Raw genomic sequence first — 12,031 nt, forward strand, 5'->3', positions numbered from 1 at the left:
CTCAGCAAGGGGAGAGAGCGGCATGACACAACTTACAGTTAAAGCACTGAGTGAAGAAATTGGTACGCCAGTTGACCGCTTGTTAGAACAACTTGCTGATGCAGGCATGAACAAAACGAGTTCTGATAACGTTTCTGATGACGAAAAGCACAAGCTATTGTCGCATCTTAGAAAAGAGCACGGTGACACGACGGGTGACTCCGAGCCGACTCGTTTGACGTTGCAGCGAAAAACACGCAGTACACTAAGCGTCAATGCCGGTGGCGGCAAAAGTAAGAATGTTCAAGTTGAAGTGCGTAAAAAACGGACTTACGTTAAGCGCAGCGCAGCAGATGACGAAGCAACACGTGAAGCGGAAGAAGCTGCGCAACGTGAAGCACAAGAATTAGCAGCACGTGAAGCACAAGAAAAAGCAAAGCGTGAAGCCGAAGAAAAAGCAAAGCGTGAAGCCGAAGAAAAAGCGAAGCGTGAGGCACAAGAGAAAGCGAAGGTTGAAGCACAAAGCAATGCAACAGCTAACGCGGATGAGAAAGCAAAACGTTCTGCAGTGAAACCAGAACTTTCTGCTGAAAATAAAATGAAGCAAGAAGCAGCGCGAAAAGAAGCCGAAGAGCTTAAACGTCGTCAAGAAGCCGAAGCATTACGTAAAGCTGAAGAGGAAAGTCAGCGCCAGCTAGAAATAGCACGTGAATTGGCTGAGAAGAATAAAGAGCGTTGGTCTGCTGAAGAAGAGAAAAAGGGTAGTATGGAAGAAAATACAGATTACCATGTTACGACTTCAACGTATGCACGTGAAGCCGAAGATGAAGCAGATCGCCGTGAAGAAGGTGCTAGCCGTAAATCTACGAAAGCTAATAAGAGCAAAATATCATCTCAGGATGATAAGCAAGAGCGCGGTACGCGCCGAGGCAAAGCTCGTAAAGGTCGTATGGCTAAACCTGCATCGATGCAACATGGTTTTGATAAAACAGCGGTTGTCGCTAAGCAAGATGTTGTGATCGGTGAAACGATTGTTCTTTCTGAACTGGCAAGCAAAATGTCAGTGAAAGCAACTGAAGTTATCAAAGTAATGATGAAGATGGGCGCTATGGCAACCATCAACCAAGTGATCGACCAGGAAACCGCGCAATTAGTTGCCGAAGAAATGGGCCATAAAGTTCTTATCCGTAAGGAGAATGAACTGGAAGAAGCGATCCTTTCTGACCGTGATAACAAGTTTGAAGCAGTGCCTCGTGCGCCAGTTGTTACTATCATGGGCCACGTTGACCACGGTAAGACATCAACACTTGATTACATCCGTCGCACACACGTTGCCTCAGGGGAGGCCGGTGGTATTACTCAGCACATTGGTGCTTACCATGTTGAAACACCAAACGGTATGATTACCTTCCTTGATACTCCTGGACACGCTGCGTTTACTTCAATGCGTGCTCGTGGTGCTCAAGCGACAGATATCGTTGTATTGGTTGTTGCAGCAGACGATGGCGTGATGCCACAAACAGTTGAAGCGATTCAACATGCGAAAGCGGCGAGTGTGCCACTTATCGTTGCAGTAAACAAAATCGATAAAGATGGCGCAAACCCAGATGGCGTGAAAAATGAGCTTGCTCAACACAACATCATTCCTGAAGAGTGGGGCGGTGAGAACATGTTTGTTCACATCTCTGCAAAACAGGGAACCAATATTGAAGGCCTACTAGAAGCTATCCTACTTCAAGCTGAAGTTCTTGAACTTCATGCTGTTAAAGATGGTATGGCGTCTGGTGTGGTAGTTGAATCTCGCCTTGATAAAGGCCGTGGCCCTGTGGCAACCGTTCTTGTTCAATCAGGAACACTACGCAAAGGCGACATCGTACTGTGTGGTCAAGAATATGGCCGTGTTCGTGCGATGCGCGACGAAACGGGTAACGAAGTTACGGAAGCGGGCCCATCAATCCCTGTTGAAATTCTAGGTTTGTCTGGTGTTCCAGCTGCTGGTGATGAAGCAACAGTAGTTCGTGATGAGCGTAAAGCACGTGAAGTGGCAAATTATCGTCAAGGTAAATTCCGTGATGTGAAGCTTGCTCGTCAGCAGAAATCTAAGCTCGAAAACATGTTCTCTAACATGACCGCGGGTGAAGTGGCTGAACTGAACGTGGTACTAAAAGCAGACGTTCAAGGTTCGGTTGAAGCCATTGCTGATTCACTGCGTAACCTTTCAACTGATGAAGTGAAAGTGAACATTGTAGGTTCTGGTGTCGGTGGTATTACAGAAACTGACGCAGTACTTGCAGCGGCTTCTAACGCTATCGTGCTTGGCTTTAACGTTCGTGCTGATGCGTCGGCTCGTCGTACTATCGAATCTGAAAACTTAGACCTACGATACTACTCAATCATTTACCAATTGATTGATGAAGTAAAAGCGGCCATGAGCGGCATGCTAGCACCAGAGTTTAAGCAAGAGATCATTGGTCTTGCTCAGGTTCGTGAAGTATTCAAATCACCTAAACTAGGTGCAGTTGCTGGTTGTATGGTGACTGAAGGCGTTATCAAACGTAATAGCCCTATCCGTGTTCTACGTGATAACGTGGTTATCTACGAAGGTGAGCTTGAGTCGCTACGTCGCTTTAAAGATGACGTGCAAGAAGTGAAGAATGGCTACGAATGTGGTATCGGCGTTAAGAACTACAATGATGTTCGCGTTGGTGACCAAATCGAAGTCTTCGAAACAGTGGAAATTAAACGTACACTGGATTAATTGACTGACGTTGCTGTATTGAAATAGACAGTAATCGGTTGTTGAATACACCATGGGGGGCTGGGTTGAACCATCCCCCCATTCTTTCTATATGTGAGAAAAGATATGTCAAAAGAATTTAGCCGCACGCAGCGCGTATCCCAACAGCTGCAAAAAGAACTCGCCATGATCATACAACGTGAAGTCCGTGACTCACGCTTAGGTATGGTGACTATTTCAGAAGTCGAAGTGTCACGTGACCTTGCTTATGCAAAAGTGTTTGTGACGTTTCTATGCGTTGGTGAGCAGACCCCAGAAAGCTGCTTAGCTGCGTTAAAAGAGCATGAAGTTCATATCCGCATGATGCTTGGCAAACGTATTCGCTTACGTTTGACACCAGAAATTCGCTTCACTTATGACAATACTTTGGTTGAAGGTATGCGCATGTCCAACTTGGTGACTGAAGTGGTCAGCAATGATAAGCGCAGACAGAAAGAGGCAGGACGTGAAGATGAAGCGTCTGCTGAAGAAGGGAATGAATAGATGGCTCGTCGTCGTAAAGGTCGCCCAATTAACGGGGTAATTTTACTGGATAAGCCAACGGGTATCTCCTCGAATGATGCCTTACAAAAAGTAAAACGTATTTATTTTGCAGAAAAAGCCGGACACACTGGCGCGCTCGATCCTTTGGCAACAGGAATGTTGCCTATTTGCCTTGGTGAAGCGACAAAATTCTCTCAGTTTTTACTTGATTCAGATAAGCGTTATCGAGTCATTGCAAAATTGGGTGAGCGAACCAATACCTCTGATTCAGACGGAGAGGTAGTGGAAACACGCCCTGTCAATGTGCAATTAAATACCCTGCGAGAGTGTATCGAGCGTTTTCGTGGTGAAACCGACCAAATTCCGTCAATGTTTTCTGCACTGAAATATCAAGGCCGTCCTCTATATGAATACGCTCGTGAAGGCATTGATATTCCGCGCGAGTCTCGAAAAATCACTGTCTATGAAATTGAATTGATCCGTTTCGAAGATGATGAAGTTGAAATGGATGTGCACTGTTCGAAAGGCACTTATATCCGCACTATCGTGGATGACTTAGGTGAAATGCTTGGTTGTGGTGCACATGTGACCATGCTGCGTCGTACTGCGGTCGCGAAGTACCCATATGAGAAGATGGTGACTTTAGAGCAACTTGATGCATTGCTGCAACAGGCGCTGCGTGATGATGTCGCACCGAAAAATGTGCTGGACTCGTTATTGATGCCAATGGACAGTGCGGTGCAAGATTTGCCGGAAGTTAACCTTATTCCTGAGTTGGCAGACATGGTACAACATGGCCAACCAGTGCAAGTGTTGGGTGTGCCACTTGATGGCACAGTGCGCATGACCATGGGTGAAGAGAAACTCTTTATCGGTGTGGGTGAAATTGACCAAGATGGTCGTGTTGCACCTAAGCGATTGGTCGTTTTTAGAGACGAAGAGTCGCTGTAAATAGCTATTGCTTAACGTTGGGGATTTCCCTATAATCCCGGCTTCGCGTAGCGGCTGAATCAGAGATTGGCTGCTACACCTTTAAACTTACTCTTATTAGGAGAGCATTATGTCTCTGAATGCAGAAACTAAAGCGGCAATCGTTGCTGAATACGCACGTGGCGAAGGCGACACTGGTTCACCAGAAGTACAAGTAGCACTACTAACTGCTTCTATCAACCACCTACAAGGTCACTTCAAAACTCACAAAGGCGATCACCACAGCCGTCGTGGTCTACTACGCATGGTTTCAAGCCGTCGTAAGCTTCTAGACTACCTAAAAGGTAAAGATTTAGGTCGTTACCAAGACCTAATCAAACGTCTTGAGCTACGTCGCTAAGATCAGTTTGTTCAGAAAAGGGGCTTTTAGCCCCTTTTTTGTTATCTAAATTTGGCACAATCTCTCCTAAGTCGCTATACTACCCGCCGTTAAAGTGTGTTGTATGTACTTTAACGCTTCATACTCATAGCATTACAGTCACCGAAGTCGGCCAGCAGGTCGCGGCTATTAAAAGTAGCGTTCAGATACCAGTGGGAGCGGAAAGTCCAACGCTTTGTTTCCCGTGATATAGAGCCTATTTTTACTAGTCGCGATTCGTAATGTCTTGAGTGTTATTTCATTCAATCTAGAGGTAACTCTAGAGCAAGGATAAACAATGTTTGATAAACCAGTAGTGAAATCATTCCAATACGGTAATCATACCGTCACTCTAGAAACCGGCGTTATCGCACGCCAAGCTACATCGGCCGTTATGGTCACTATGAACGATACCGCGGTATTCGTGTCTGTTGTTGGTAAAAAAGAAGCAGTAGAAGGCCAAGACTTCTTCCCGCTTACCGTTAACTACCAAGAGCGTACTTACGCCGCGGGTAAAATTCCAGGTGGCTTCTTCAAGCGTGAAGGTCGTCCATCAGAAGGCGAAACGTTGACTGCGCGTCTGATTGACCGCCCAATTCGTCCTCTTTTCCCTAATGCATTTAAAAATGAAGTTCAAGTCATCGCGACAGTGATGTCTGTAAACCCAGACGTTCAACCTGATATCGTGACTATGATTGGTACTTCAGCAGCACTTGCTATCTCTGGCATTCCATTCAATGGTCCTATTGGCGCGGCACGCGTAGGTCACATTGATGGTCAATTAGTGCTTAACCCAAGCATGACCGAGCTTGCTATATCTCGTCTTGATCTTGTGGTTGCAGGTACAGACAACGCGGTACTGATGGTTGAGTCAGAAGCGGATAACCTAACTGAAGAAGAAATGCTAGCAGCGGTTGTTTACGGCCACGACCAACAACAAGCTGTGATTAAAGCGATCAATGAATTTGCTGCTGAAGTTGCCACTCCAGCTTGGGATTGGGTTGCTCCTCAAGAGAACACAGTACTTAACAGCAAGATCGCTGAACTAGCAGAAGCTAAGCTTGTTGAAGCTTACAAAATCACTGAGAAAATGGCTCGTTACGACCGTATTCATGAAATTGCTGCTGAAGTAAACAAAGTGATTCTTGCTGAAGATCCTGAAGCAAATGCGAAAGAAATCCACACTATCTTCCACGATCTAGAGAAGACGGTTGTACGTCGTAGCATCATTGCTGGCAACCCACGTATTGACGGTCGTGAAAAAGACATGGTTCGTGCGCTAGACGTACGCACTGGTATTCTTCCTCGTACTCACGGTTCTGCACTATTTACTCGTGGTGAAACTCAGGCAATCGTAACCGCTACTCTTGGTACTCAGCGTGATGCTCAAATCATCGATGAGCTAACAGGTGAGCGTAAAGATAACTTCCTACTACACTACAACTTCCCTCCATACTGTGTGGGCGAAACTGGTTTTGTAGGCTCTCCTAAGCGTCGTGAAATCGGCCACGGTAAACTGGCTAAGCGTGGTATCGCTGCCGTTATGCCTTCAGTGGAAGAGTTCCCATACACAGTTCGTGTCGTATCAGAAATCACAGAATCTAACGGTTCATCTTCAATGGCTTCGGTATGTGGCACTTCTCTTGCTCTGATGGATGCAGGTGTACCAATCAAGTCTTCTGTTGCAGGTATTGCAATGGGTCTTGTTAAAGAAGGCGATGATTTCGTTGTTCTTTCTGACATTCTTGGTGATGAAGATCACCTAGGTGACATGGACTTTAAAGTAGCGGGTACTAACCAAGGTATCACTGCACTGCAAATGGACATTAAGATCGAAGGTATCACCAAAGAGATCATGCAAATTGCGCTAAACCAAGCACAAGGTGCACGTAAGCATATCCTTTCTGTGATGGATCAAGCGATCTCTGGTGCTCGTGCTGAGATTTCTGAATTTGCACCACGCATTTACACCATGAAGATCAGCTCTGAGAAAATCAAAGACGTGATCGGTAAAGGTGGTGCGGTGATCCGTGCTCTAACTGAAGAGACGGGCACAACCATCGAAATCGAAGATGACGGCACAATCAAGATTGCGGCAACCGATAGCGCTCAAGCTAAAGAAGCGATTCGTCGCATTGAAGAGATCACGGCTGAAGTTGAAGTCGGCGCTATCTATACTGGTAAGGTCGCTCGTCTGGCTGATTTTGGCGCGTTCGTTAACATTCTTCCTGGTAAAGATGGTCTGGTACACATTTCTCAAATCGCGGATCAACGCATCGAGAAAGTGTCTGATTACTTGAAAGAAGGCCAAGAAGTTCAAGTTAAAGTACTTGAAATCGACCGCCAAGGCCGTGTTCGTCTAAGCATGAAAGAAGCGGTAGAGAAACCAGCAGAAGAAGTTGTAGCAGCACCAACGGCTGAATAAGACCACTTTAAGCTTGAGAAGCACGGCGCTTTAGTCGCCTTTTCAACATAAAGCATGATATAAAGGGAGCGTTATTCGCTCCCTTTTTCATGCCTAGATTAATGCGATACACCGACTTATCTTGGGCTTTGGGGTACACAGGAGTTTTATTTGTGAAATGGTTTCCAACGGCCGCATTGAGTGCTTTGATACTGATGATGTCGGGCTGCGCGTCAACTCAAAATGACAATCAAAGTCAATGGGTATACCCTCCGATGGCAGTGCCATTGCAGTCTTCATTACAGCAACAGGTTCAGATAGCGCGTTTAACGCAACTGCTACAACGTACTGATCTACCTGATGATGTGCGGGCAAAAATGTTTTATGAGCGTGGTAACAACTACGACAGTGTTGGGCTACGCACTTTAGCACGTTTAGATTTTGAGCAGTCACTCGCGCTTAACCCGGCGCAGCCTGATATCTTTAATTTATTAGGCGTGTATTACACGCAAGTTGCAGAGTTTGATGCCGCTTATGAGGCATTTGATTCGACATTAGAACTTGAACCTGACAATTTTTACGCTGAGCGTAACCGAGCCATCGCACTTTATTACGGCGACCGTACAGAACTTGCGCTGGAAGAGATTCGCGCACATTATCAACATGATCCTAGCGATCCCTTTCGTGCATTGTGGCTATACATTATTCAAAGTGAAAGCGAGCCTTTGCAGGCACGTGTGGATCTCTTCAATCGCTATCAAGTTCGAGATGATCAATGGGGATGGCTCTTGGTTGCGTTAACGCTTAAAGAGATATCGGAAGAGCAAGCTTTTAAGATGATCTTAGAAGAAGGCAGCGGTAATGCGATACAAGCACAGCGTTTAACTGAGGTCTATTTTTATCTCGCTAAGCGTTACCAGCAAGAGGGAAATTACGCGCACGCGATCGCCTTGTACAAGCTTGCGTTGTCATTTAACGTCTACGAATATGTTGAGCATCGATACGCTTATCTTGAATTGGGGAAAATTTTCCAGCAAGTAAGAGCTGACTATTTAGCTAAGGCGAAAGCTGAGCAGCAAGAGTCTCAGCAATAAGTACCTTATTTATACCCTTTTCCTTAAAGCCGCTGACTTTTTCAGCGGCTTTTTTGTTGCTTAACGATCTAAAGATCCATAAAATAGTTAGCCTTGATAACCATTTTAATTTGAAAAACAGTGAAACTAGAAGCTAACTTAGAAAAATTAGAGCGTTTTAGTGCCAAAATCTGGCGTCGGTATAGCAAAGCTGATCCCATTTCACAATTGAGCTTTAATGAATATGATTACCTTAAAGTGATTCAAAGCTCTTCTTTGCCACTGCGCTTAACTGATTTAGCTAATGAGATGGAAGTGAGTAAACCATCGGTATCAAATATGGTTAAAAGGCTTAAAAATAAAGGGTTGGTTCAGACTGCACAATGCCAAGATGATGCGCGTTCTTACCGAGTTTCTCTCACCGATACTGCGCGTGAGCATTTAGCGGATGAAGCGAAAGTGTACGCTGTTGTCGCAGAGCAAGTGACTAAGCATCTCTCGGAAGAAGAAGCACTGTGCTTTAATATGTTGTTATCCAAAGTATTACTTTAATTTATTTATATAGTTAGCCTTGCTAACTATGGTGTCTGTTATGAAAAATTCAATTTACCGCCAATTTTGGCGCTATACCATTCCGACCGTGGCAGCTATGTTAGTCAATGGCTTGTATCAAGTGGTGGATGGTATTTTTATTGGTCATTATGTTGGTGCTGAGGGATTGGCGGGCATTAACGTTGCGTGGCCTATTATTGGCTTTATTTTAGGGCTTGGCATGTTGGTGGGCGTTGGAACTGGTGCTCTGGCTTCGATCAAGCAAGGTGAAGGGAACATGACGGCAGCCAAGCAAGTGCTTGCGACTGGCCTATTGTTGCTTGTGATGCTAGCTCCTGCGGTGGCGACAATTCTATGGTTTCTTGCGGACGATTTCATTGCGTGGCAAGGCGTTGAAGGACGAGTCTACGAACTTGGCTTGCAATATTTGCAAGTATTAGTGATCGCTTGTGTCTTTACGCTTGGCTCTATTGCGATGCCTTTCTTGTTACGAAACGACGACAGCCCTAATTTAGCCACATTGCTGATGGTGAGTGGTGCGATAATCAATATTCTCTTCGATTATCTGTTTATTGCCGTTTTACATTGGGAACTTACTGGTGCCGCCATCGCAACGGCACTCGCACAATTAAGTGTGACGGTATTAGGCATAGGCTATTTCTTTTCGAAACGTGCCAAGCTGCGGCTGTCACTTTCGGTGATGCGAGTTCAATGGTCTTTATTACCGCAAATTGTTGTTATTGGTACTTCAAGCTTTTTTATGTATGCCTATGGTTCGATGATGGTGGCGGTGCACAACAGCCTATTTGCTCACTATGGCAGCGCGGCACTTGTTGGGGCATACGCGATATTAGGCTATATCGTCACGGTTTATTACTTAACGGCAGAGGGTATCGCTAACGGTATGCAACCGTTAGCTAGCTTCAATTACGGGGCAAGAAACTATAGCAATATCAGAAAATTACTTAAAATCGCAATGAGCATCGCCGTGCTTGGCGGGCTGGGTTTTGTGGTACTGCTTAACTTGTTTTCCACTCAGGTTGTGGCGATCTTTAATTCAACTGACCCGCAATTGATGGCAAGCGCTGTACTGGGTTTAAAACTGCATATGTTCGCGCTGTTTTTGGATGGATTTCTAGTTGTCGCCGCCGCCTTTTATCAAGCGACCAATCGCGGCAGTAAGGCGATGTTTGTCACCATTGGTAATATGGCGATCCAACTACCGTTCTTGTATTTGTTACCTAAGTTATATGGTGTGACTGGTGTGTGGATTGCCTTCCCTATTTCCAATATTGCGTTAAGTTTGGTGGTGGGTTTGATGTTGTGGCGAGATTTGCGTGCACTACCTTGTGATAACGCCAAGCAAACCGTGTTCGCTTAACAAGAGCCTCCCCCTTGTCTCTAAGGGGAGGCTACGCTCAGCTTTGTTGAATCGCTAGGCCCGGTAATTGGTGCCAATAGCCGTTACACTGGTGATTGGTTAAAGGGGAGGGATGCTCTCCTTTTTCATTGGCCTTGAACTGCGACAGATGTTCGAATGTCTCAAGACCTAGTGGGCTTAAACGAACGACATCGACCAATCCCGCCATGCTTGGCAAATCATTAGCAAGGTTATAGCAATAGCCCGACTGGGTTTGGATACCGTTGAGGTTAAATACCGCTTGGCCTTCTTGGCTGTGAACCTGAATTCCGGTTGGATACTTGATACAGCAAGTCTCACATTCATCCTTCGCACGGTTTTCGGCCCGTGCGGTAAAGCAGCGTGCGGAGTAAGCCAGTGGCAGGTATCCGTGGCTAAAAACTTCTACTTCAAACTGGTTTTTGATACCAAGATCCTCACATTGTTGCAATACATTGATTAGCCAATCACGGGAGAGTTCAACAGGCATGCACCAACGGATCATCCCTTGCTTTAGGAACAGTTGCAGTGTGCGCGCGTTGTAAGCATTCACGGCGGGCCCAACCACAAAAGGAAGGCGTTTTTCACTGGCGAGTTGAATCGCCGAAACGTCATTGGCTTCAATCGCAAAATCGCCATTCTCAATATACTTTTTCATCACATTGATTTCGCTCGGCGCTTCCAGTAGCGCCATGGTTGAGAGCACAACCTGTTTACCCGCTTGTGAAAGCGCTTTGGCGATCTCAAACCAGTGTTGTGGTTTTATCTCACGTCGCTTGGAGCAGACCGATTCACCCAAATAGATCACATCAGCAGGGCTATTGATTGCCTGTTGATAAAAATTTTCTACCTCTTGTTTGGGCCAGAAATAGAGTAAAGGACCCAGCGCATATTTCATTCTCTTCTCCATTCTCTTATTGCCATTGGCGATGGTACGCGCCGAGTGTGGTTTGCGTGCCTTCAGATACGTTGGCTAAGGCGGTGTTCCAAGCCGTTTCTACTTGGTAGGCTTGTGGATTTGCTTGGTAGCGATCAATCGCTGCGCGCCATGTTTTCGTCACTTGCTCCACATATGCAGGGCTACGTTGGCGACCTTCAATTTTGACGGAAGCAACGTTGGCTGCAAACAGTTCTGGCAATAGTGATAACGTATTCAAACTGGTTGGCTCTTCCAGTGCGTGGTAGCGTTTAGGTTGCCCATCGATCTGCGCTTCAAAACGACCTTTGCACAAGGTTGGGTAGCCTGCATTTTCTCCGGCTGCGTATTTATCAATCAAAATTTCGTTTAAGCGAGATTCCAAACCCGAGTCCGTTTCTTGCCAGCGGACATACTTCGCGGGCGAACAGGCTCCGACAGTATTGGGTGATTCTCCCGTCATATAGGAAGAGAGATAACAGCGCCCTTCAGACATAATGCATAAGCTGCCAAAGGCAAATACTTCAAGTTCGACGTCACTCATCATATTACGTGAGAGCTGTTTGACTTGATGGATTGATAGCACTCGCGGTAACACCACCCGCTTAATATTGAAATTCTGCTTATAAAACTCGATAGCGGCGACGTTGGTGGCGGAGGCTTGCACAGAAAGATGCAGTTCGAGATCTGGATATCGATTAGCGGCATAATCCAATACCGCGATATCGGCGATGATCAACGCATCCACGCCTAAACTGGCGGCATTATCGACGGCGTGAGTCCAACGCTCGAAGCCATTAGGGTGGGCGAAGGTATTTAACGCGACATGAATTTTTTTATGGTGATCATGAACATATTGCACCGCTTTATCTAACTTCTTACCTGCGAAATTAAGGCCAGCAAAGTGGCGAGCATTAGTATCATCTTTAAAGCCGATATAAACCGCATCTGCACCACAATCGATCGCTGTTTTTAGAGCAGGCAGGTTACCTGCAGGACATAAAAGTTCCATTGATCCATACGATATCTAAGGGAAAGTAGTGGTATTTTATGAAGCATTATGAATAGCAAATTTGATGT

The 12,031-nt window shown here is 45.7% G+C and carries 10 protein-coding genes; 8 read left to right on the plus strand and 2 right to left on the minus strand.

Annotation, left to right across the window (positions count from 1 at the left end; translation table 11 throughout):
• The first annotated feature begins 22 nt into the window (after window positions 1-22).
• The 8 genes from infB (at window position 23) to CCZ37_RS02860 (ending at window position 10,017) form a co-directional block, all read left to right on the plus strand.
• Window positions 23-2,737 (plus strand): translation initiation factor IF-2, encoded by a 2,715-nt coding sequence (gene infB, locus CCZ37_RS02825; protein ID WP_094499696.1) that lies wholly within the window; start codon window positions 23-25, stop codon window positions 2,735-2,737.
• A gap of 105 nt (window positions 2,738-2,842) precedes the next feature.
• A complete protein-coding gene (gene rbfA / locus CCZ37_RS02830; RefSeq protein ID WP_010318923.1) occupies window positions 2,843-3,259 on the plus strand; it encodes a 30S ribosome-binding factor RbfA in 417 nt (138 codons plus the stop codon).
• Window positions 3,260-4,210 carry a tRNA pseudouridine(55) synthase TruB gene (gene truB / locus CCZ37_RS02835; RefSeq protein ID WP_010318922.1) on the plus strand — a complete coding sequence of 317 codons (951 nt, stop codon included), beginning with the start codon at window positions 3,260-3,262 and terminating at the stop codon, window positions 4,208-4,210.
• A gap of 109 nt (window positions 4,211-4,319) precedes the next feature.
• A complete protein-coding gene (gene rpsO, locus CCZ37_RS02840; protein WP_010318921.1) occupies window positions 4,320-4,589 on the plus strand; it encodes a 30S ribosomal protein S15 in 270 nt (89 codons plus the stop codon).
• Between the two features lie 316 nt (window positions 4,590-4,905).
• A complete protein-coding gene (gene pnp / locus CCZ37_RS02845) occupies window positions 4,906-7,032 on the plus strand; it encodes a polyribonucleotide nucleotidyltransferase (RefSeq protein ID WP_094499697.1) in 2,127 nt (708 codons plus the stop codon).
• 152 nt (window positions 7,033-7,184) lie between these two features.
• Window positions 7,185-8,105, plus strand: a complete 921-nt coding sequence (gene nlpI, locus CCZ37_RS02850; RefSeq protein ID WP_167372370.1) for a lipoprotein NlpI — start codon at window positions 7,185-7,187, stop codon at window positions 8,103-8,105.
• A 120-nt stretch (window positions 8,106-8,225) separates the two neighbouring features.
• The gene (locus CCZ37_RS02855) at window positions 8,226-8,636 is read left to right on the plus strand and encodes a MarR family winged helix-turn-helix transcriptional regulator (RefSeq protein ID WP_010318918.1); all 411 of its coding nucleotides are present in this window, start codon (window positions 8,226-8,228) and stop codon (window positions 8,634-8,636) included.
• Between the two features lie 40 nt (window positions 8,637-8,676).
• Window positions 8,677-10,017, plus strand: coding sequence for an MATE family efflux transporter (locus CCZ37_RS02860; protein ID WP_157729196.1), 1,341 nt, complete (start codon window positions 8,677-8,679; stop codon window positions 10,015-10,017).
• A 37-nt stretch (window positions 10,018-10,054) separates the two neighbouring features.
• Here the strand turns inward: CCZ37_RS02860 and CCZ37_RS02865 are convergent, their stop codons facing one another.
• A complete protein-coding gene (locus tag CCZ37_RS02865) occupies window positions 10,055-10,933 on the minus strand; it encodes a U32 family peptidase (RefSeq protein ID WP_094499700.1) in 879 nt (292 codons plus the stop codon).
• 16 nt (window positions 10,934-10,949) lie between these two features.
• Window positions 10,950-11,963, minus strand: a complete 1,014-nt coding sequence (gene ubiU / locus CCZ37_RS02870) for a ubiquinone anaerobic biosynthesis protein UbiU (RefSeq protein ID WP_010318915.1) — start codon at window positions 11,961-11,963, stop codon at window positions 10,950-10,952.
• Window positions 11,964-12,031: the final 68 nt, after the last annotated feature.

The organism is Vibrio qinghaiensis, assembly GCF_002257545.1.
In the GTDB taxonomy this organism is placed as follows: Bacteria; Pseudomonadota; Gammaproteobacteria; order Enterobacterales; family Vibrionaceae; genus Vibrio; species Vibrio ordalii.